Genomic DNA, 20,992 nt, shown 5'->3' with positions numbered 1-20,992 from the left:
GTCATGACGAACCCCTCGACGTTGTACCGCGGCGGCGTGCTGCACTGTCCCGCCGATCCGAGCGCGACCGCGCTGCTGGTCTCCGGTGGGCGGATCGCCTGGTTGGGCACCGACGGTGACGCGCCGCCGGCCGACCGGGTGGTGGACCTGGGTGGTGCGCTGGTGACGCCGGCGTTCGTCGACGCCCACGTGCACGCCACCGACACCGGGTTGGCGCTGTCCGGCCTGGAGTTGTCCGGGGTGCGCTCGGCCGCGCAGTTGCTCGACGCGGTGGCCGCGTACGCGGCGGGGCTGCCTGCCGACGCGGTCGTGCTGGGGCACGGCTGGGACGAGTCGGGCTGGTCGGATGCGACGTTGCCGGACGCGGCGGCGCTGGACCGGGCCGCCGGTGGTCGACGGGTCTACCTGTCGCAGGCGTCGATCCACTCGGCGTTGGTGTCGTCGGCGCTGCTGGCGGCGTGCCCGCAGGCGCCCGACGCGGCCGGCTACGACGCGTCAGGCTGGCTGCGGCGCGACGCGCACCACGTGGTGCGGGCGGCGGCGCAGGGGTCGGTGAGTCGGGCACAGCGGGTGGCCGCGCAGCGGGTGGCGCTCGCGCACGCGGCGTCGCTGGGCATCGCGGCGGTGCACGAGTGCGGCGGGCCGGAGATCTCCGACGAGGAGGACTTCACAGGTCTGCTGGGCATCTCCGGCGATGGGTTGCCGGAGGTGTACGGGTACTGGGGTGAGCTGGGTGGCGCGGCGCGGGCCCGGGAGTTGGGTGCGGTGGGCGCCGGTGGTGACCTGTTCGCCGACGGGGCGTTGGGTTCGCGGACGGCGCACGTGTCGCAGCCGTACGGCGACGGTGACGGCTGTGGGCACGGGTACGTGTCGGCCGAGCAGGTGCGCGATCACCTGTTGGACTGCGCGGCGCACGGCATGCAGGGCGGGTTCCACGCGATAGGTGACGCGGCGATCGACACGGTGCTTCAGGGTTTCGCGGAGGCGGCGCGGACGCTGGGTGTGGAGCGGCTGCGGGAGGCCCGGCACCGCATCGAGCACGCCGAGATCATGAGTAAGCGGTTGATCGCCGGGTTCGTGGAGTACGGGGTCGTGGCGAGCATGCAGCCGGCGTTCGACCGCCTGTGGGGTGGCGCGGGCCGGATGTACGAGTCGCGGCTGGGTCTGGACCGGTCGTTGGAGTCGAACCCGATGGGTGCGATGCACTCGGTGGGTGTGGCGTTGGCGTTCGGGTCGGATTCGCCTGTGACGCCGCTGGACCCGTGGGGGTCGGTGCGGGCGGCGGCGGCGCACCACAATCCGGCGCAGCGGATGAGTGTGCGGTCGGCGTTCGCGGCGCACACGCGGGGTGGGTGGCGGGCGGTGCACCTGGACGTCGAGGGGGTCCTCGCGTTGGGTGCGCCGGCGACGTTCGCGGTGTGGTCGACGCCGGCCGGCGTGGAGCGGGGCCTGCCGGTGCTGCTGGCGGAGGATCCGGAGTTGCGGGGGCCGGACGACCCGACGCCGCTGCCGGTGTGCCGGCGGCTGGTGCTGCGCGGTGAGGTCATCTACGAGGAAGGGTCGTCGTGAGCGAGCAGATGAGCGGTGTGGCGTGACCGGAAAGCTTGATCTTGACCCGGTGTTGGTGGCGCGGGCGCGGGAGTTGGCGCGTCGGGCCGGGCAGCCGGTGGTGGACCTGGCGCGTAGTCACACCACTGTGTCGGTGGAGCGGGCGGTGCTGCGCCTGGCCGGGGTGAGCGGCGCCGACCCGGACGGCATTCCGTGGGTGAACCGGCTCGTCGACGCGGTCGTCGCGGATGTCGGGTTGGGCCACGGGGTGGCGGTGCCGGTGTTCGACGCCCTCGCGCGGGAGGGCAGCACGGACGTGACGTTGCTGGCCCAGAAGGCGGCGGCCGGGTCGGTGCGGTTCGCGGTGCCCACCGGTCGGGCCGCGACAGTCGCGCGGTCGGCGGCGCGCAAGGCCGTCGGTGCGGGTGTCCGGCGTATCGACAGGCGGCGCGCCGAGCGGGACCGTCTGGTCAAGCGGCACGGTGACCCGGCGCAGCGGCCGTGGATCTATCTGATCGTGGCGACCGGCGACATCTACGAGGACATCCCGCAGGCGCAGGCGGCGGCGCGGGCCGGCGCGGACGTGATCGCGGTGATCCGCTCCACCGGGCAGTCGCTGCTGGACTACGTGCCCGAGGGCGCGACCCGGGAGGGTTTCGCCGGCACGTACGCCACGCAGGAGAACTTCCGGCTGATGCGGGCGGCGCTTGACGAGTCGTCGAGGGAGTTGGGCCGCTACGTGCGGTTGACCAACTACGCGTCCGGGTTGTGCATGCCGGAGATGGCGACCCTGGCCGGGCTGGAACGCCTCGACATGATGCTCAACGACTCGATGTACGGGATCCTGTTCCGCGACATCAACCCGATCCGCACGTTCGTCGACCAGCGGTTCTCCCGGCAGGTCCACGCCCGCGCCGGGATCATCATCAACACCGGTGAGGACAACTACCTGACGACCGCGGACGCGGTCGACGAGGCGCACACGGTGACGGTGTCGCAGCTGCTGAATGAGTTCTTCGCCCACGAGGCGGGGCTGGCGGACTGGCAGTTGGGGTTGGGGCACGCGTTCGAGATCAACCCGGAGGTGCCGGAGTCGTTCCGGTTGGAGTTGGCGCACGCGCTGCTGGCCCGCGAGTTGTTCCCGGAGGCGCCGCTGAAGTGGATGCCGCCGACGAAGCACATGACAGGTGACGTGTTCCGGGGCAACCTGCTCGACGGGTTCTTCAACCTGGCGGGTGCGATGACCGGGCAGGGCATTCTGCTGGTGGGCATGATGACCGAGGCGGTGGTGACGCCGTGGCTGTCGGACCGGGACATCGCCCTGCAGAACGTGCGGTACGTGCTCGGCGCGGCCGGCGGGTTGCACGAGGACTTCGTGCCCGCGCCGGGCGGGTTCATCAGGCGGCGCGCCAACCAGGTGCTCGGTGAGGCGCTGGACCTGTTGGAACGCATCGGGGAGCAGACACTGCTCACGGCCATCGCCGAGGGCACGTTCGGGATCATGAAGCGGCCGGCGGACCGCGGCAAGGGCCTCGCCGGGGTCGCCGCGCACGACGCCGACTACTACAACCCGGCCACCGAGATCCTGGAGGCGGCGGCGTGAGTAAGCAGATCGTGCGGCCGTACGGGGACACCACAGGCGACGGGATGGTGCAGGTGTCGTTCACCCTGCCGGTGTCGCACGACAAGCGGGCCGAGGGCGCGGCGGTGCAGTTGGCCAACCGGATGGGCATCGACCCGGCGATGGTGGTGCACGCCAAACCGATGGGTGACGGGTTCACGTTCTTCGTCGTGTACGGGCGGGTCAACCACCTCGTCGACCTGGACGCGGTGCAGGTGGTGGAGCGGGACTTCGCGCTGCTGTCGGCCAAGGAGGTCAACACGGTGGTGAAGCAGCGGCTGCGGCGCAAGCTGTCAGTTGTCGGGGCGTGCATCGGGACCGACGCGCACACAGTGGGCATCGACGCGATCCTCAACGTCAAGGGCATCGCGGGGGAGAAGGGCCTGGAGTACTACCGGGAGTTGAAGGTCACCAACCTGGGCGCGCAGGTGAGCGTGCCGGAGTTGGTGGAGGCGGCGCGGGTGGAGAAGGCCGACGCGGTGCTGGTGTCGCAGGTTGTCACCCAGCGCGACGCGCACCTGCACAACACCCGGGAGATGTCGGCGGCGTTCCGGGAGGCGATGCCGGCCGGCCGGCGGCCACTGCTGATCGTCGGTGGTCCCCGCTTCGACGAGACGATGACCGACGAGTTGGGCGTGGATCGGATCTTCGGTCGGGGCACCACGCCCGGCGAGGTGGCCAGTTACCTCGTGCACGCCCTGATCACGCAGCGGAAGGCGATGGCATGACCGGCTCCAGGCTCGGGTTGACGGTGACGCACCGGCGGTACGTGCCGTACGCGCACGCCCACTACGCGGGCAACCTCGTCGACGGGGCGTACGCCCTCGGTCTGTTCGGGGACGTCGCCACGGAGGTGTGCATCCGTACCGACGGCGACGAGGGTCTGTTCGCCGGCTACGCCGACGTGCGGTTCCTCGCGCCCATCAGGGCCGGTGACGTCGTGGAGGTGACCGCGCGGGTGTCGAAGGTGGGCAGCCGCAGCCGCACCCTGGAGCTGTCCTGCGCGGTGGTGTGTCGGGGCCGCCCGGACCGCTCCGAGTCCGCCGCCGAGGTCCTCGACCCGCCGATCGTGGCGGTCACCGCGACCGGCACCGTTGTCGTACCCGCGGTGTCGTGACCCTCGCGGTCTGCGCGGACGTCGGTTCGACGTACACCAAGGCGGCGGTGGTGGACCTGGCCGCCGGTGTCCTGGTGGGCGCGGCGGCCGCGCCCACCACTGTGGGCACCGATGTGCTGCACGGCCTGGACGCCGCGGTCGCGGCGGCCACCGTCGGGCTGAAGACGCGCGACGTGCCGTGGTACGTGTGCTCGTCGGCCGGCGGTGGGCTGCGGCTGGCCGTGATCGGCTACGAGCCGTTGGTCACCGCGCAGGCCGGCCGGCGGGTCGGGTTGTCCGCCGGCGCGCACGTGGTGCACGTGGCATCCGGGCGCCTCGGCGGTGCCGACCTGTCGGCGCTGCGCGCGGCCCGACCCGACGTGGTGCTGCTCGTCGGCGGCACCGACGGCGGCGACGCCGACACGATCGTCCACAACGCGACGCGGCTGGCCCGCGCCCGCTGGCGGGTGCCTGTGGTGCTGGCCGGCAACGGCGACGTGCGGGCGGAGCTGACCGGGCTGCTGGAGGCCGCCGGGGTGCCGGTGACGGGCGCGGACAACGTGCTGCCGCGCATCGGGGTGCTCGCGCCCATGTCGGCGCGGGCGGCGATCCGTGCGGTGTTCCTGCGCCACGTCATCGGCGGCAAACGCCTGTCGAAGGGCAGCCGGTTCGCCCGGTTGGTGCGCGCCGCCACCCCCGACGCGGTGCTCACCGGCGTGGAGGTTCTGGCCGACACCATTGGTGGGGACCTCGCCGTCGTCGACGTGGGTGGGGCCACCACCGACGTGTACTCGGTGCTCACCCCCGACGAGCGGGCCACCGGGCCGGGCCGGGAGGTCGCCGGCAGCCTGTGGCGGGCCCGCACCGTCGAGGGGGACCTGGGTATGCGGTGGAGCGCCCCCGGCGTCGTACGCGCCGCCGTCGAGGAGCGGCTGCTCGCCGCCGGTGAGGCCGACGACCTGACGGCCGCGGCGGCACGGCGGGCCGCCGACCCGGCGTTCCTGGCCGCCGACGACGCCGAGCGGGCCGTGGACGGGCGCATCGCCACCCTCGCCGCGACTGTCGCGTTGCGGCGGCACGCCCGGGGCGCCGCCACCGGGGAACGGGCCGGCCGGGATCTGCGAGATGTGCGGCTGCTGGTGGGCTCGGGTGGGGTGCTGCGGTACGCGGCCGAGCCGGTGCCCGCGCAGGTGCTGGCGACGGTCCTCGCCGACCACGCCGGCGGGTGGGCGCTGCCACGGGCCGCCCGCGCCGTGGTGGACGTGGACTACGTGCTGGCCGCCGGTGGGCTGCTCGCCCAGGAACATCCGGCGTCGGCGGGGGCGCTGCTGCGCCAGCATCTGGGTACGCGGTGACACTCACCGCCCCGACACGCCGTGGCGCAACACACGACAGGCCGGGTGTGGGTTGACAGGAGGCGGGGTGTTGCACGTACCGTCTTTGAGTCCTACCACGGGAAGCGGCTGTTGTTCGCTTCGTCCCTTCGTCCGCTGGCCGAGCGACAGTTGAGCGTCATCGTCGCGGCGGCCAGGTCCAGCGGGCGGGGGTCGGCGGGGCGGCGCGAACCGGTCGCGGTTACCGGTGTACGGGCAGGGTGAGGTGCACGGCCAGTAGACAACGGCCCGGCGGGGGCAGCCAGTCCGCGTCCGGTCGGTCCGAAGGTCGGCGCTCCTCGTCCTCGCCACACCGGCCGGGGAGGGCCTGGGAGCATCGGGGCGCGGCGCGAGCCGCGCCCCGATTTCATGTCCGCCGGGCGGTCTGTGCCCGGCAGCCCGATGCGGCCGATGTGCCCGCCGGCCAGGTAGCCTTCGCCCCGTGATCGAGGGGATGCTGCGGTGACGATGCTGGACCGGGACGAGACCCACTCCCCGGCGGTGCCGCCACGTCCGGTAGCCGCCGGACGGCCGCTGCCGCTGAAGGTCGCCGTGCCGATGGCGGTCGTCGCCGGGTTGGCCCTGCTGCTGGCGTTCCCGCCGTACGGGGTGTGGCCGCTCGCGCCCGTCGGGGTGGCGTTGCTGGCCGCCGCCGCGCACCGGCGGCGGTTGCGCGCCGGCGCCGGCGTGGGCTTCCTCACCGGGGTGGCGCTGTTCGGGCCGCTGCTGGCCTGGACGAACCTGCACACCGGCTACCTGCCGTGGGTGCTGCTGTCGCTGCTGCAGGCCGGCTACCTGGCGCTGCTCGGCGTGGCCACCGCCTGGGTGTCGCCGCTCGCCGACCGCAGCCGGTGGGCGTGGCCGGCGCTGACCGGGCTGCTGTGGGTCGGGCAGGAGGCGCTGCGCGACCGCACCCCGTTCGGGGGGTTCCCGTGGGGCCGGCTGGCGTTCAGCCAGGACGAGTCGCCGCTGCTGCGCCTGGCCGCGTTGGGCGGTGCACCGCTTGTCACCTTCGCGGTGGCCCTCACCGGTGGGCTGCTGGTCACCGCCGCGTGGCGCGCCTGGGCCACGTGGAGCGCCACCCGCACACCCACCGACACCACGCCTGACGACACCGACGTCCACGATCGCGCGTACGGCGGTATCGGCGCCGGGTCGCGCTGGACCCCGGTTGTCGCGCCGGCCGCCGCGGCGGTGGCAGTGGTCGCGGCGGGCCTGCTGGTGCCTGTCGCCTCCGCCGGCGACGGCGCGCCGGTCACCGTGGCCATCGTGCAGGGCAACGTCCCGCGCCTCGGGCTGGACTTCAACGCCCAGCGGCAGGCTGTCCTCAACAACCACGTCGACGCCACAATCGAGCTGGCCGGGCAGGTCGCCGCCGGCACGCAACGCCAACCCGACCTGGTGGTGTGGCCGGAGAACTCCAGCGACATCGACCCGCTGCGCAATCCCACCGCCGGTGCCCGCATCTCCCAGGCAGCCGACGCGATCCGCGCGCCCATCCTGGTCGGCGCGGTGCTGCTCGGCCCCGACCCCGGGCAGGTCCGCAACGCGGGCATCCTGTGGCGGCCCGACACCGGCGCCGACATGTCGCAGCTCTACACCAAGCGCCACCCCGTGCCGTTCGCCGAGTACGTGCCCCTGCGCGACATCGCGCGGATGGTCAGCGACAAGGTCGACCTGGTCCGCAACGACTTCGTGCCGGGCAGCACCCCGGGCGTGGTACGCGCCGGCCCGGTGGTCCTGGGCGACGTCATCTGCTTCGAGGTCGCCTACGACGAGGTGGTCCGCGACACCGTCACCGGCGGCGCGCAGCTGCTCGTGGTGCAGACGAACAACGCCACGTTCGACGTGGCCGAGGCCCGCCAGCAGCTGGCGATGGTGCGGCTGCGGGCGGTGGAGCACGGCCGGCCGGCGTTGATGGCCTCCACGGTCGGGGTGTCCGGGTTCGTCGCCCCCGACGGGCGGGTAAGCGACGCCACCGGGTTCAACACCCGGGAGGTCGTGGTGCGGGAGCTGCGGCTCGACGACGGACGGACGCTCGCCACCCGTCTCGGCTGGTGGCCGGAGCTGGCCCTGGCCGGGTTGGCCGTGGCCGCCCTGGTCGGCGCGGGGGTGCTGCGCCGCCGGCAGCGGGTCGTGGCCGGGTAGCAACAGCCGGTGAGCCGGCGGGAGCGGAGGAACCGTGATCCAGGCGACCGATACGATCCGGCGTCCGGACGAGGTGCCCGGCGTGGGCCGGGTGCTGGTGGTGATCCCCACCTACAACGAGGCCGACAACGTGGCGGAGATCGTGGGTCGGGTCCGCCGAGCCACCCCCGCCGTGCGGATCCTCATCGCCGACGACAACAGCCCCGACGGCACCGGCGCGATCGCCGACGGTCTCGCCGAGAACGACGCGCACGTGCACGTGCTGCACCGCGAGGGCAAGGAGGGTCTCGGCGCGGCGTACCTGGCCGGTTTCGGGTGGGCGCGCGAGCACGGCTACGACGCGGTCGTGGAGATGGACGCCGACGGCTCACACGCCCCGGAGGACCTGCCGGCGCTGCTGGAGGCCGCCCGGGACGCGGACGTGGTGATCGGGTCCCGCTGGACCAGCGGGGCGCGGGTGGTGAACTGGCCGCTGCGGCGGCTGCTGCTGTCGCGCGGCGGCAACCTGTACGCGCGCCTCGCGCTGGGCATGCCGGTCTCCGACGCCACGGGCGGATACCGGGTGTACCGGATCAGCGCCCTGGACGCCATCGACCTGGAGTCGGTGTGCTCGCAGGGCTACTCGTTCCAGGTGGAGCTGTCCCGCCTGGCCCACCAGGCCGGTGTGCGGATCGTTGAGGTGCCGATCACATTCGCCGAGCGGGAACGCGGTGACAGCAAGATGAGCCCGCGCATCGTGGCCGAGGCGCTGTGGCGGATAACCCGCTGGGGTGTGCAGGACCGGCGTCAGGCGGTACGTCGGAGCGTGAACGGCACCCCCACCGGTCAGGTGCGGTGGCCGTGAGCGTGGCCGTGTCATGCTGGATGAGCGGCGCGTGTCGGTGTGCCGCCGAATGGCGATGAGGTGAGATGCGGCGAGGACTGAGGTTCGTACCGGTTGCCCTGCTGCTGGCGGTGATGCTGGAGTTGGCGGTGTTCGTCCTGCTGGGGCGGGCGGTGGGGTTCGGCGTGGCGGTGCTGCTGGTGTTGGCCGCGTCCCTGCTGGGGCTGGTGCTGCTGCGTCGTGAGGGGATGCGGGCCTGGCGGGGTTTCCGCACCGCCGCGCAGGCCGGGCAACCGCCGGGACGGCAGGTGACCGACGGCCTCGTCGGGTTGGCCGGCGCGCTGTTGCTGGCGGTGCCGGGGCTCGTCAGTGGCCTGGTCGGGCTGCTGCTGATGCTGCCGCCGGTGCGCCGCCTGGCCCGTGCCGGTGTGCAACGCGGCGCCGAGCGGCGCGTGTCGTCGATGGTGGCGGGTGACCTGTTCGGGCCGCGAACGGTGCGGGTGCGCCAGGGCGCGCCGGAACCGACGCCGCGTCCGGAGCCGGAGCAGCCGGTCGTCGTCGACGGTGGCCGGGCCATCGAGGGTGAGATCGTCGAGCCCGGCAACCGCTGAACACACACGTGACGGGGCCCCCGGGGATGTTTCCCCGGGGGCCCCGTCACGTGTGGTGCGGTTGCTCAGGCGCGGCCGCGGCGGGTCCGAACCTCCTGGAGCCGTTCGGCGAGGATGTCCTCGAGCTCGGCGATCGAGCGCCGCTCCAGCAGCATGTCCCAGTGCGTACGCGGCGGCTTGGCCTTCTTCTGCTCCGGCTCGTTGCCGTCGACGAGCCGAGCGACGCTGCCGTCGAACTTGCACTCCCAGGTCGTCGGGACCTCGGCGTCGACGGCGAACGGCACCTCGAACTGGTGGCCCTTGGCGCAGAGGTACTCGCGGGTCTGGCGCGGCGCGAGCTCCGTGTTGCGGTCGGATTCGTAGCTGACCGCGCCCAGCCGGCTTCCGCGCAGCATACGCTCGCCCATGATCGACTTCCCCTCGTTCGTGGTGCTGGTCTTCTGGGTGTAACGGTGGTTTCCCGTCGCCCCATTCCCGCCCGAGGGCGTGAGGCACCCACGGGTGGGCCGGAACCAAGGGTAGCCCGGCCTGGCCGGTTACCCGACAGGGTGATCCCGGGCAGGTCTCGGCGGTGGCGGGTGATGGTTGCCACCGGGGATGTTAACCGCCCGGACGCGGCGAAGGTTGCGCCGGCACCCCACCGGCCGGCAACCCTACCGCCCGCAGCGGTCAGCGGGCGGCCCCGTCGGGGGCGGCGGCGCCGAGTCGGGCCAGCGCCAGGGCGAGGTCGCTGACCTGGTCGCCGAGCTGCGCCACCCGCCGCTGCGCCAGGTCACGGTCGGTTTCGGCGGCGTTGAGGCGTACCGACAGGGCGGTGAGCCGGCCCTCGGCGGTGGCCGCGGCCTGCCGGGTGGCGGTCAGGTCGGCGGCGAGGGCGTCGCGCTGCGCGGCCGTCGCGGCCAGCTCCGCGCGGAGCCGGGCGGCGAGCTCGGCGGCCTCCTGCCGGGCGTCGTCGGCCTCGCGGGCGGCGACGAGGGCGCGGTCGCGTGCCCGGTCGGCCTGCTCGCGGGCGCGGGCCGCGTCGGCGGCCTCGGCGCGGGTCCGCGCGGCGTCGGCGCGGGCCTGGTCGATCTGGCGGCGAACGTCCTGCACCTCGCTCTGCCACCGCCCGGCCCGCTCGGTCGCCTCGGCGGCGACCCGGGTGGCCCGCTCGGCGTCGGCGCGCAACCCGTCGCGCTCGACTGTCAGATCGGCCACCCGCTGCCGCTCGGCGTCGCGTTCCGCCCGCAGGTCACGCACCTCGGCGCGGGCCTGGTCCCGGTCGTGTTCGGCCTGGGCGCGCAGGGCCTCGGCGGCGCTGGCGTCGTGCCGCGCCTGGTCACGGGCGGCCTCGGCGTGCTGCGCCCGCTCGTCGGCGGCGGTGGCCTGCCGTGCGGCCCGCTCAGCGCGTTGCCGGGCGTCGTCGGCCTCGGCGAGGGCGGCGCGGGCCTGCTCACGTGCCCGCGCGGCGTCGGCCGCCGCGTTCTCGGCGTCGTCGCGGGCCTCGTCGCGTTCGGTCTGCGCCGCCGCGATCTCGGTGGCGGCCTCGGCACGCACCTGGGCGACCTGCCGCTGCACACCCACCGGGGACAACTCGGCGTGCAGCGCCTCGGTCAACGTCTCGACGACCTGGTCGAGCCGATCCACCGCCTCCCACGTGCGGGCCACCTGTCCGGGCAGGCCGGGGGCGTTGCGGTGCCGCATCCGGCTGTTGCGGGAGGCCCGCTGGCAGGCGCCGTCGTTGTCCCGGCAGTAGCGAAACGGTCGGCCCGCGCCGACACGCTGCGGCACCGGCCGTCCACAGTGGGCGCACGGGCGGGTGTCGGCGGGGGTGGGCTGGGCGTCCATCGAGGTCGCAGTCTAGATGAGCGATCCCGCACTCGGTCAGGTCACCTGGCGGCGGTCGAGCCGGCCGACAGGTCAGGTCGCGGCCCGGGCCGTCGCGTCCAGGGTGTAGCGGCGTTGCAGCAGCAGAGCGGCCACCATCGCCACCGCGGGCAGCAGCCCGAAGCCGTAACGGACCGCCGCGAGCGCCGCGTCCGGCTGCACCGGCGACTCACCGGCCGTCGAGGCCACGAAACCACCCACGGCCAGGCACAGCGCGTACGCGTACGGGCCCAGCGCCGCGCCGGTGGCCTCGGTGGCCGTCCACACCCCGGTGTAGGTGCCGGCCCCGGTCGCTCCGGCGGTGCTGGTGTCCGCGCCGGCGCCGGCGGCGGCGCGGATGACGTCGGGCAGCATCGAGAACGGCAGCAGTTGCATGCCGGCGAACGCCACCCCGAGCACCGCCACCGCGCCGATCAGCAGCGGCAGCCCGGCCGGCCGACCCACCGCCAGCACCAGCGAGCCCACCGCAAACGCGCCCTGCGCGCCCAACAGCGCCCGCTGCTTGCCGACGCGGCGGGCCAGCACCAGCCAGGCCGGGGTGACCAGCAGCGCGGGCGCGACGAACGCCGCCACCAGCACCGTGGTCAGGCCGGGCGCCCGCAGCTCGTACTCGGCGTAGTAGGGCACCCCGGCCAGCACCAGGTGGGTGGTGGTCGACATGGCCAGGTACGCGGCGACCAGCCAGCGGAACTGCCTGTCGCGCAGCGCCGTGCGCAACGCCCGCCACCCGCCGTGCCCCGCCGGCGTGGGGGTCGCCGCGGAGCCGCGCAGGCGGGCGATGCCGGCCACGCCGACAAGCATGGCGGCAAGCATCCCGACCGCGAGGACCACGCCCATCCGCTGGTAGCCGCCCCGGGTGGCGGCGTCACCGCCGGTCAGCAGTGGCGCCAGCAGCCCGGACACCAGGATGCCCAGGGTCAGCACGACCATCCGGAACGCCATCAGCCGGGTGCGCTCGTGATAGCCGATCCGCAGGTCGGCAGGGGTGGCCAGGTAGGGGACCTGGTAGGCGGCGAAGAGCAGGTTGCCGGCGACGAAGAACACCGCCACCCACGCGGCGGCCGGCGCTCCGGTCAGCCCGCCGGGCACCGCGAAGAGCGCGGCGAACGCGACAGGCAGGGCGCAACCGAGCAGCAGCAACCGTCGCCTGTCGCCCCGGCGGGTCTGCTCGACGTCGGCGCGGTGGCCGATCCAGGGGTGCAGCAGCACGTCGGCGATCTTCGGCAGCAGCAGCGCCAGACCGGCCAGCCACGGCCCGACGGCCAGCACGTCGGTGAGGAAGTAGAGCAGCAGCAGGCCGGGAACTGTCACCCAGACACCCATGCCGAGCGAGCCGGCCGCGAAACCGGCCAGGGGGCCGCGGGGCAGCGTCGCGTCGGTGGCGGCCACGGGCCGCCGGTCGAGCCCGGTCATCGCCGCGTCCTCTCGGGGGAATCCAACGGTTGCTGGATTCTAGGGGCAGAATGGCGCCCATGACCATGCCCCGACGCCGCCCGGGTCGGCCCCGACGCGAGGAGACCCGACCGACCCGCGAGGTGGTCCTCACCGCTGCCACCGCGCTGTTCGCCGAACGCGGCTTCGACGCCGTCGGGCTGCGGGAGGTCGCCGCCGCCGCCGGCGTGGACGTCGCCACTGTCGCGCACCACACGGGTACGAAGGCCGCGCTGTACGACGCCTGCTTCGCCCGGGTGTTCACCGCCGAGCGGGACGTGCTGGTCGAGGCCGCGCAGCGGGCGCGCGAGGCGCTCGACGCGGGGCCGGACGCGGCGCGGCGGGCGCTGCACGATCTGGTCGACGTGTTCGTCGACTTCCTGGAGGACCACCCGGAGACCACCGCGCTGTGGCTGCGCCGCTGGCTGGAGCCGCAGCGGCACACCGAGCTGGACCAGCGCTACGCCGAGCCGCTGTATCGGCTGGTGGCGGAACTGCTCACCGCTGCGGCGGCGGCCGGCGCCCTGGCCGAGCCGACCCCGCACGTCACCGTGCGCAGCCTGGTGTGGGCCACCCACGGGCACGTGGTGGCGCTGGCCGCCGGCGCCCCGGGAGCCCGGGAGCGGCGCGAGTTCCGCGCGTTCGTGCACCGCCTGCTGGACGGGCTGTACGGGGCGCCGACGGCTTGACGGGCCGCCCTCGCGCGACGATTATCCATCGGACGTTGGATTAAATGGGGGTAGCGATGCAGGCACCACCCAGGGTCGCGGTGATCGGCGCTGGCGCGGCCGGACTCGCCGCCGTCAAGGCACTGCGCGACGCGGCAGTGCCGGCGGTGTGTTTCGAGGCCGCCGACCAGGTCGGCGGCCTCTGGGTGTACGGGGCGCCCGACTCGCCCGCGTACCGCACGCTGCACCTGAACACCAGCCGCTGCCGCACCGAGTTCGCCGACCACCCGATGCCCGCCGACTGGCCCGACTATCCCGACCACCGCCGGGTCGCCGGCTACCTGGCCGACTACGCCGACCGGTTCGGCCTGCACGACGCCATCCGGCTGCGGCACACCGTCGAGCGGGTCACCCGCGACCCCGCCGGCACGTGGACGGTGACCGCCAGCGGCCCGGACGGCCCGGTCGAGGTCACCGTCGAGGCAGTGGTCGTCGCCAACGGCCACAACCGGGTGCCCCGACTGCCCGACCCGGCGTACCCCGGCGCCTGCACGGCCGAGCAGTTGCACAGCCACGACTACCGGGGCCCCGAGCAATTGGCCGGCAAGCGGGTCCTTGTCGTCGGCGGCGGCAACTCCGCAATGGACATCGCGGTCGACGCCTCGTACACCGCCGAGCGCACCCTGCTGTCGCTGCGTCGAGGCGTCTGGGTGGTGCCCAAATACCTGCTGGGTCGCCCCTCGGACACCCTCAACGGCGCGCTGGCCCGCCGGCTGCCGTGGCGGCTGCGCCAGCGCATCAGCCAGACCATGCTGAGCGCCACCGTCGGCAGTCCCACCCGCTACGGGCTGCCCGCACCCACCCACGGCTTCCTCCAGGACCACCCGACGCTGTCCGACGGGTTGCTGTCCCGGCTGACCCACGGCGACGTCGAGGCCCGACCTGGCGTCGCCGCCCTGCACGGCGACCGAGTCGAGTTCACTGACGGCCGCAGCGACCGCGTCGACCTGATCGTCTGGTGCACCGGCTACCGGGTGGAGATCCCGTTCCTCGACCCGGCGCTGCTCGGCGGCGGCCCCGACACCCTGCCGCTGTACCGGCACGTCTTCCACCCGGAGGCCCCCGGCCTGACGTTCGTCGGGCTGATGCAGTCCACCGGGTCCGCGTTTCCCCTTGTGGAGGCGCAGGCCAAGCTGATCGCCGCGCACCTCGCCGGCCGGTACGCGCTGCCCGACCCGGCCCGGCAGCGGGCCGCCTGCCGGGCCGAGCTGCGGGCGGCGACCGCCCGCTGGGGTCAGCGTCGCCCGGCGATGCGTGTGGACTTCGACGCGTACCTGGCCGAGTTGGGCCGCGAGCTGGCCGCCGGTGGCCGTCGGGCACCTTCGGGAGCCCGGCGGTGACGGGCCGCACGCTGACCGGCCGCCGGGTGCTCGTCACCGGAGCGAGCGGGACCTTCGGCCGGCACCTGGGCGTCGCGCTGAGCGCCGCCGGCGCCCGCGTCGTCGGGTTGGACCTGCACCCCGAGAACGAGCCGCCGGTGCTCGGCTGCGACCTGACCGACCCGGACGCCGTGCCACCGGCCGTACGGGCCGCCGTCGACCGGCTCGGCGGGCTCGACCTGCTGATCAACAACGCCGGCGTGGGTGGCCCCGCCCCTGCCGAACTGCCACCCGACGAGGTGGTCCGCCAACAACTGGAGGTCAACCTGCTCGCCGCGTGGCGGACCACCGCAGCGGCGCTGCCCCCGCTGATCGCCGCCCGCGGACGGGTGATCTTCGTGGCGAGCCGGATGGCGGTCCTGCCCCTGCCGCTCGCCGCCGCGTACGGGGTCAGCAAACGAGCACTCGTCGCGTACGCCGACGCGCTGCGCCATGAGGTCGGCACCCACGTCGGGGTGAGCGTCGTCTACCCGAGCATGGTGGCCTCACCCATCCACGACAGCACCGCCGAGGCCGGCCTGTCCCTGCGCGGGGTGTCCCGGCCGGAGCCCGTCGAAGGTGTCGTCGCGGCGATCCTGCGTGCCGCCACCGCCCGGCGGGCACCCCGGGACGTGGCGACCACGACCCGCGGCCGGCTGGAGATGGCCGTCGGCCGGCACGCGCCCGCGCTGGCCGACCGGCTGGTGCGTCGTACCCTCGCCAGTCGGCTCGCCGCCGGCGACCTGGACGCCGCGCCGCTGGCCGCCGGCATGGTCCGCCGGCACCGCGAACCGGGCAGCTGAGCCGGCCCGACGTGGGGCTGAGCCGGCACCGGACGTGGGGTGAGCCGGCCCGACGTGGGGCTGAGCTGGCACCGGACGTTGATCGGACCGGAGTGCGGAGCTGCGCCGGTGCTGGCCGGGTGCTGCGGCGGGCTGTCAGCCGGTGGCGACGGCGGCGCGGGAGCGGTCGGTGGCGATGCGCACGGCCAGCGCCGCGAGGGCCGTGCCGGTCACCCAGCGCTGCACCCGCAGCCACAGCGGCCGGCGGGCGAAGAACCCGGCGAGCGAACCGGCGGTCAGCACGATAAGCGCGTTCACGCTCAACGCGACGACGATCTGGGTCAGCCCGAGCAGCAGGCTCTGCGCCGCCAGGTGCCCCCGCGCCGGATCGATGAACTGCGGTAGCAGCGACACGTACAGGATGGCGATCTTCGGGTTGAGCAGGTTGGTGATCAGGCCCATGGTGAACAGCCGACGGGGTGGGTCCGGCGGCAGCGGCGCGGGCGTGAACGGCGACTGCCCACCGGGGCGCAGCGTCCGCCAGGCCAGCCAGAGCAGGTAGCCGGCCCCGGCGAGCTTCACCACCGCGTACAGCGTCGGCACCAGGACGAAGACGGCGGCCAGGCCGGCGACGGCCGCCGCCAGGTAGACGCCGAACCCGGCGGCCACCCCGAGCAGGGAGATCAACCCGGCGCGGCGGCCCTGCGCCACCGACCGGGAGATCAGATAGACCATGTTCGGGCCGGGCGTGAGCACCAACCCCAACGCCACAAGCGTGATGCCCAGCAACGCACCCGAACTCACCATTGCTGTCCTCCGATCGCCGATCACCCGCACCGACCGTAGGCCGGGCCGGTGTCTCCGGCCCAGAGCCACCTCAGCGGCGGTGGCCTGCCACGCCGAACCGGTCACCGGGGCGTGAACCACCAGGTGGACGTCCGCCGGGAATTGTCGACGGCTCGGCCGCGCTGATCCGTTGCGGTGCGTGCCGCCGGCCGGCGGCGGCGCGTTACGGTGGCCAGGGGAGGTGCCGCAGGGTGACCGAAGCGTGGGACGCGGCCGTGGAGGCGCAGATCCGGGGAGCCGTGCAACGCGGCGAGTTCGACGACCTGCCCGGCATGGGCAAGCCGATCCCCGGCCGGGGAGCGCCCTACGACGAGTCGTGGTGGATCAAGAGTTTCCTGGAGCGTGAGGCGCTGCCCAGCGACCTGCTGCTGCCCACCCCGCTGCAACTGCGCCGCCGCGTCGAACAGGTCCCCGACGAGGTCCGCGACCTGCCCACCGAACAGTCCGTACGGGACTTCGTGGGGCAGCTCAACGCGCAGATCGTGGCCTGGATGCGTAACCCGGAAGGCCCTCGGGTGGTGGTGCGCCTGGTGAACACCGACGAGGTGGTCCACCGCTGGCGCGCCGAGCGCACCCGACGCGAGATCCGCCCGCCGGCCACCGAGCCGGCGACCGCCGTCGCACCACCGCGCCGACCCCGACGCGGCTGGTGGCCGCGCTGGCTGCGCCGGGGTTGACCTCCACGGCGCGTCGGAGTTGGCCTCCACGCCGCGTCGGCGTTTACCTGCACGCGCCCTGGCCGGAGCTGACCCCACGGTCGCGCCGAGCGACGGCAGACTGTGCTGATGCTGATCGAGTCCACGTCCTCGGCACTCGTCCTGCGCCGCTGGCACCCGGACGACCTGGACGCGCTGCTCGCCGCCTACCGGGATCCCGTGCTGCGCCACTGGACCCGGGTTCCGGTGACCAGCGCCGCCGAGGGCCGGCAGTGGCTGGATCGGGTGGACACCGACTGGAACGACGGCAGCCGGTACACGTTCGCGGTCATCGACGCCGACGACGGACCGCCGGTAGCGAACGTGGTGCTCAAGCGGACCGCCCTCTACCGGCCAGGAGCCGAGGTGGGGTACTGGACGGCGGCGTGGGCGCGCGGTCGAGGGGTCGCCCCACGGGCGGTCACGATGCTCAGCGGCTGGGCGTTCGACCGGTTTCCTGAGCTGCCCCACATTGACCTGATGCACCAGGTCGACAACGTCGCATCCTGCCGGGTGGCGCTCAAGAGCGGCTACCTGCTCCAGGAGGTGGCGCCGGCCCGCCCGCCCTTCCCCCTCGAGGGTCACCGGCACACGCTGACCGCCCCCTGAGGTCAGTGCACGGCGGCCCGCCACCCCCAGGAGGTACGCCGCTCCCGGCCGGGCAGCTCGCCGCGACCGGTCATCCACAGCAGCACGTCGGGTGCGTCGCCGCCGGGGGCGTCCGGGAAGAGCCGCTGCAGCACCAACGCGCTCAGCTCCTGCGGCGGTCGCCACGGCACGTCCAGCCCTGCGGTGATGTCGTACGTGTGCAGCAGGGTTTCCGCCACGCCCATCGCGGCGAAGCCCGCCGGGTCGCACAGGCCGAAATGCCAGGCCCGCACATCCGGCCCGGCGGTGTCGACCGCAGCGGCCAGCAACCCGGCGCAGGCCCGCACCACAGTGAGCACCTGCGCCGGGCTCGCGGTGGGGGAGACCCGCAGGTCGTACGGCAGGTAGGCGTCCTGCGGGCGGCCGGTGACCTGCCCGGCATACGCGAGGAGATCGTGCGCGATGTGTGCGGCGGTGGTCCAGCAGCTCCAGGTCAGCGTGCCGGCCGGCACCGACCAGTCGCGCTCCCGCTGCGGGTGCAGCACCCGTGTCATCTCGTCGGCCGCCCGAAGCAGGTCGGCGCCGCTCACCGCAGTCACGAGTCGACCCTCGCAGCGACCCCACGTCAACGCAACCGGGGATTGTGAAGCGGTAAGGAAGGGCACCTTCCTATCGCCTGGTGTTGTACAAGGGTCCCTTCCTCACGGCGCGGCATCGAGGCGTCGCGTCGAATCGGAAGCCAGTGCCTCGGCGACACCGCGGATCCCGGCGCGGATCATGTCGCCGTAGGGATCCTCGGGCAGCGTGTCGGCGAGCTGCCGGGCTGCGGCCAGATGCGTGTGGGCCGGCCCGGTGTGACCGAGCCGCCGGTGTACGTCGGCGAGGTTGAGGTGCAGCGATGGCAGGAAACCCCGCACCCGCAGGGCGTCGTCGTGTCGCCGGGCACGTTCGTCGGTGAGGTCGGCGACGGCGGCCAGCGCGCGTTCGTCCCACACCAGTTCGGCCTCGACGGTGTCCTGAAGGTCGGCGAGGTAGTGGGCGAGGGTGCAGCGGTGCAAGGCGTCGCCGGTGGGGCCGATCTCGTCCCACAGCGCGGTGAGCTGGTCACGGGCCTGTGCCCGCGCGCCGGCTTGGCCGAGCTGGACCGCCTCGATGATGCGGGTCATCGTCGGGTCGGGCGTCGGCTGATCGGTGTCGGTCATGCGGCCGATGCTCTGGCCTCGACCCGGTCGAGGGTCAAATCCGTACTTCGTGCGTGGCCCGCACGAAAACCAGTTGAGCGTGGCCTTCGCGTTCCCATAGGTTGCCGGCCAACCGCATCCAGCGAAGACAGAGGACAAACCGCGTGACCCCGCCCGCTCTGTAGACCTGACACCTTCTTGCGCTCATCCGTAGCCGACGCTCCCGTCGGCTCCTGCGGGCTGCCCATGTGCGCCCGTTCCCACAGCGTTCGAGGCCGTGGGTAAACCCCGGCCTCGTGTCAGGTCTGGAGAGTCGTGTCTTCACAACCGCATACCGTGCTGCCCTGGGTCGTTCGTCGGACCAGGCTGCCGCTCCTGTCCATCCGATGCGTGGACTGCCGATCGGAATCGGCGACCACCGGCCAGGGCAGATTCCGCGTCAACGCCAACGGCAAACTGCTTGACGTGTGGCTGCTGATCCGCTGCGTGTCCTGCGATCGGACCAGCAAACTCACCGTCCACGAGCGGACGCCGGTCAGCGCCTTCAACCCGGCCGAACTCGAGGGCTACCGCGTCAACGACCCGGAGCTGGTGGCGTCCCGGTTACTGGATCCGTTGCTCGCCCGGCGCAGCCATTTCACCCTGGACTGGGCGGGCGCCTGGCATCTGGACGTCCCGTCCGCCGTGCCCGACGAGGTGTGGCCGCTCCAGGTGGAGGTCATCTTCGAGGATCCGGTGCCGGTACGCCCGGAACGGCTCATCGCACAGGGGCTCGGCCTCAGCAGAAACGAGGTGCGACGTCGGGTCAAGTGCGGCATTCCGTCGCGCCGCCCCACGAGCGCCGGATTCACCTTCACGGTGCTGACCGGGGACTAGCGCAGCCGTAGCCGGGCGGACCACCCGGTCCGCCCGGCTAGGTGTGTATCGAGGTGATCAGGCGACATCGTCGCAGGCAGTGGCGAAGTGTCGCTCCGGTTTAGAGGGTCACGTGGGCGGGCGTGCCGTCGCAGGCGGGGTGCGTAGGGCCGGGGTCGACGGGGTGGACGCCAGGGAGCCCGCAGCGGGGTTGTTGGCGGGTGGGAGCATGATCGTATGGAGATTTTCGAGGACTCCCGCAACGTGTCGCGCGACGATCTGGCCGCCTGGCTTCGCCAACTCGCCAGTCAACTGGAATCCGATGGGCGGATCTTCTTCGGCGCCGCAGGCACCGTACGGGTCCCCGACGAGGTCGAATGTGAGTTCGAGATCGAGGACGAGGACGGCGAGATCTCCGTCGAGATCGAGTTCACCTGGCCGAGCCCGAAGCGGGCCTCCGCCGATTCCGCAGAGGACGACGACGAAGACGCGGAGTCGGAGGACGAGGAAGAGGACACGGAGGAGTCGGAGGACGAGGACGGCGAGGAGGTCGAGCCGGCCGACGAGAAGCAGGTCGCCGCCGCTGTGGAGGTCACCGACCCGGTGTCCGCGGAATCCCTCGGTGCCGCGCCGGCGGAGGCCGAGGCCGCTACCGCGGAGAAGCCCGCGACCCCGGCCGAGGATGACGCCACGCCGGCCGCCGCAGAGCCTGCCGACACCGCCAGCGCGGAAGAGACACCGACGGCCGACGCCGGGAAGCCCGCCGACGACGAGGCTGCGGCCGAGAAGCCGGCCGACGAGGACACCGCCGCCGAGGCGGCCGACGCCGGCCCCACCGAGAAGACGGCCTGACCCCAGGCCCAGCGAGGTTCTCCGGGGAGCCACCCCCGCGTGCTCTCCGGAGAACCGACACACCGTCGCCGAGGTCGAGCTGGCGCAGACCCCCGCGGCGACGCGTACAAACTGCTCGCACATCCCATGAACGCCGGCCGCGGCCAACTGTCTTGGCCAGCGTCGTCTGGACCAGATCCTCGGCTCTCCCTCGGTCTCCGGACAGCAAGAAGGCGGTCCTGAGCAGCGATCCGTAACGCGCCCGCACAAAGGCTGTCACCTCCTCATCCTCGCGATCAGGCATCAGCCACCCGCACCCTTAGCTTCAATCTCACGGCCACTACTTACGCCCTCGACCCCAGCAAACGTTGCCGTGACTCCAGAACCTTTGACCGGCCAGGTCCGCCGGATCCTCGCCGTCCTGGGACCCCGCCCCCGGAGGGTGCCGCCACCATCCGCACCCGCGCCCCCGGCCGCCCGCGCCAGCGGACAACACGTGTCGTCTGCCAACGAGGTTGGGGTCTGTGGATCTAAAGGTGTTTCCGGCCTGACCTGCCGGGCGTTGTGCCTGGTGAGGAGGGTGCCGTGATGACCGCGACACTGAACGATCA

General features: G+C 73.4%; 21 protein-coding genes. 15 read left to right on the top strand and 6 right to left on the bottom strand.

The window, feature by feature from the left end; genetic code table 11:
- The first annotated feature begins 3 nt into the window (after nt 1-3).
- The 8 genes from ACFY2Q_RS19760 to ACFY2Q_RS19725 all read left to right on the top strand — a co-directional run bounded on the left by ACFY2Q_RS19760 (nt 4) and on the right by ACFY2Q_RS19725 (nt 9,220).
- Nucleotides 4-1,569 carry an amidohydrolase gene (locus ACFY2Q_RS19760; RefSeq protein WP_387132153.1) on the top strand — a complete coding sequence of 522 codons (1,566 nt, stop codon included), beginning with the start codon at nt 4-6 and terminating at the stop codon, nt 1,567-1,569.
- A 22-nt stretch (nt 1,570-1,591) separates the two neighbouring features.
- Nucleotides 1,592-3,151, top strand: a complete 1,560-nt coding sequence (locus tag ACFY2Q_RS19755; RefSeq protein WP_387132150.1) for a lysine 5,6-aminomutase subunit alpha — start codon at nt 1,592-1,594, stop codon at nt 3,149-3,151.
- Complete coding sequence (locus tag ACFY2Q_RS19750; RefSeq protein WP_387132147.1) at nt 3,148-3,897, top strand: OAM dimerization domain-containing protein; 750 nt, start codon at nt 3,148-3,150, stop codon at nt 3,895-3,897. Before ACFY2Q_RS19755 ends, ACFY2Q_RS19750 begins: the two co-directional genes overlap by 4 nt.
- Entirely contained in the window at nt 3,894-4,286 is a 393-nt protein-coding gene (locus ACFY2Q_RS19745) for a hotdog domain-containing protein (protein ID WP_387132144.1), read from the top strand. Before ACFY2Q_RS19750 ends, ACFY2Q_RS19745 begins: the two co-directional genes overlap by 4 nt.
- Nucleotides 4,283-5,620 (top strand): glutamate mutase L, encoded by a 1,338-nt coding sequence (locus ACFY2Q_RS19740; RefSeq protein WP_387132141.1) that lies wholly within the window; start codon nt 4,283-4,285, stop codon nt 5,618-5,620. The genes ACFY2Q_RS19745 and ACFY2Q_RS19740 overlap by 4 nt, the downstream gene beginning before the upstream one ends.
- Before the next feature lie 486 nt (nt 5,621-6,106).
- Nucleotides 6,107-7,786 carry an apolipoprotein N-acyltransferase gene (gene lnt / locus ACFY2Q_RS19735; protein WP_387132518.1) on the top strand — a complete coding sequence of 560 codons (1,680 nt, stop codon included), beginning with the start codon at nt 6,107-6,109 and terminating at the stop codon, nt 7,784-7,786.
- 34 nt (nt 7,787-7,820) lie between these two features.
- Complete coding sequence (locus ACFY2Q_RS19730) at nt 7,821-8,630, top strand: polyprenol monophosphomannose synthase (protein ID WP_387132138.1); 810 nt, start codon at nt 7,821-7,823, stop codon at nt 8,628-8,630.
- A 65-nt stretch (nt 8,631-8,695) separates the two neighbouring features.
- Nucleotides 8,696-9,220: an FxsA family protein gene (locus tag ACFY2Q_RS19725; RefSeq protein ID WP_387132135.1), complete on the top strand. Its 525-nt coding sequence runs from the start codon at nt 8,696-8,698 to the stop codon at nt 9,218-9,220.
- Nucleotides 9,221-9,285: 65 nt separating this feature from the next.
- Here ACFY2Q_RS19725 and ACFY2Q_RS19720 read toward each other — a convergent pair whose 3' ends face one another.
- From ACFY2Q_RS19720 to ACFY2Q_RS19710, 3 genes are all read right to left on the bottom strand, one after another.
- Nucleotides 9,286-9,627: an RNA polymerase-binding protein RbpA gene (locus ACFY2Q_RS19720; protein WP_007460094.1), complete on the bottom strand. Its 342-nt coding sequence runs from the start codon at nt 9,625-9,627 to the stop codon at nt 9,286-9,288.
- 262 nt (nt 9,628-9,889) lie between these two features.
- The gene (locus ACFY2Q_RS19715; RefSeq protein ID WP_387132132.1) at nt 9,890-11,047 is read right to left on the bottom strand and encodes a hypothetical protein; all 1,158 of its coding nucleotides are present in this window, start codon (nt 11,045-11,047) and stop codon (nt 9,890-9,892) included.
- A gap of 72 nt (nt 11,048-11,119) precedes the next feature.
- Complete coding sequence (locus tag ACFY2Q_RS19710) at nt 11,120-12,499, bottom strand: MFS transporter (RefSeq protein WP_387132129.1); 1,380 nt, start codon at nt 12,497-12,499, stop codon at nt 11,120-11,122.
- A gap of 59 nt (nt 12,500-12,558) precedes the next feature.
- Here ACFY2Q_RS19710 and ACFY2Q_RS19705 point away from each other — a divergent pair, with 59 nt between their 5' ends.
- From ACFY2Q_RS19705 to ACFY2Q_RS19695, 3 genes are read left to right on the top strand one after another with little or no spacing between them, the layout of a single operon-like run.
- The gene (locus ACFY2Q_RS19705) at nt 12,559-13,206 is read left to right on the top strand and encodes a TetR/AcrR family transcriptional regulator (RefSeq protein WP_387132126.1); all 648 of its coding nucleotides are present in this window, start codon (nt 12,559-12,561) and stop codon (nt 13,204-13,206) included.
- A gap of 56 nt (nt 13,207-13,262) precedes the next feature.
- Nucleotides 13,263-14,585, top strand: a complete 1,323-nt coding sequence (locus tag ACFY2Q_RS19700) for a flavin-containing monooxygenase (protein ID WP_387132123.1) — start codon at nt 13,263-13,265, stop codon at nt 14,583-14,585.
- Nucleotides 14,582-15,406, top strand: a complete 825-nt coding sequence (locus tag ACFY2Q_RS19695) for an SDR family NAD(P)-dependent oxidoreductase (protein ID WP_387132120.1) — start codon at nt 14,582-14,584, stop codon at nt 15,404-15,406. The genes ACFY2Q_RS19700 and ACFY2Q_RS19695 overlap by 4 nt, the downstream gene beginning before the upstream one ends.
- Nucleotides 15,407-15,541: 135 nt before the next feature.
- On the opposite strand, the gene ACFY2Q_RS19690 is transcribed toward ACFY2Q_RS19695, so the two are convergent.
- A complete protein-coding gene (locus tag ACFY2Q_RS19690; protein WP_387132117.1) occupies nt 15,542-16,192 on the bottom strand; it encodes a LysE family translocator in 651 nt (216 codons plus the stop codon).
- A 230-nt stretch (nt 16,193-16,422) separates the two neighbouring features.
- Between ACFY2Q_RS19690 and ACFY2Q_RS19685 the strand changes: the two genes are divergently transcribed.
- Entirely contained in the window at nt 16,423-16,908 is a 486-nt protein-coding gene (locus ACFY2Q_RS19685; RefSeq protein ID WP_387132115.1) for a DUF1992 domain-containing protein, read from the top strand.
- Nucleotides 16,909-17,016: 108 nt separating this feature from the next.
- Nucleotides 17,017-17,535: a GNAT family N-acetyltransferase gene (locus ACFY2Q_RS19680; RefSeq protein WP_387132112.1), complete on the top strand. Its 519-nt coding sequence runs from the start codon at nt 17,017-17,019 to the stop codon at nt 17,533-17,535.
- A 2-nt stretch (nt 17,536-17,537) separates the two neighbouring features.
- Here the strand turns inward: ACFY2Q_RS19680 and ACFY2Q_RS19675 are convergent, their stop codons facing one another.
- Together ACFY2Q_RS19675 and ACFY2Q_RS19670 are read right to left on the bottom strand one after the other, a co-directional pair.
- Nucleotides 17,538-18,104 (bottom strand): maleylpyruvate isomerase N-terminal domain-containing protein, encoded by a 567-nt coding sequence (locus ACFY2Q_RS19675; RefSeq protein WP_387132515.1) that lies wholly within the window; start codon nt 18,102-18,104, stop codon nt 17,538-17,540.
- A gap of 111 nt (nt 18,105-18,215) precedes the next feature.
- Nucleotides 18,216-18,716 (bottom strand): hypothetical protein, encoded by a 501-nt coding sequence (locus tag ACFY2Q_RS19670; RefSeq protein ID WP_387132109.1) that lies wholly within the window; start codon nt 18,714-18,716, stop codon nt 18,216-18,218.
- 369 nt (nt 18,717-19,085) lie between these two features.
- Between ACFY2Q_RS19670 and ACFY2Q_RS19665 the strand changes: the two genes are divergently transcribed.
- Both ACFY2Q_RS19665 and ACFY2Q_RS19660 read left to right on the top strand, forming a co-directional pair.
- Nucleotides 19,086-19,571, top strand: a complete 486-nt coding sequence (locus ACFY2Q_RS19665; RefSeq protein ID WP_387132106.1) for a DUF1062 domain-containing protein — start codon at nt 19,086-19,088, stop codon at nt 19,569-19,571.
- A 216-nt stretch (nt 19,572-19,787) separates the two neighbouring features.
- Complete coding sequence (locus ACFY2Q_RS19660) at nt 19,788-20,402, top strand: amphi-Trp domain-containing protein (RefSeq protein ID WP_387132103.1); 615 nt, start codon at nt 19,788-19,790, stop codon at nt 20,400-20,402.
- Nucleotides 20,403-20,992 lie beyond the last annotated feature (590 nt).

Source organism: Micromonospora sp. NPDC000316, from assembly GCF_042898885.1.
Classification (GTDB): domain Bacteria; phylum Actinomycetota; class Actinomycetes; order Mycobacteriales; family Micromonosporaceae; genus Micromonospora.
Note: the sequence above shows the minus strand (reverse complement) of the source record. Positions and strands in the feature narration are given on the sequence as shown.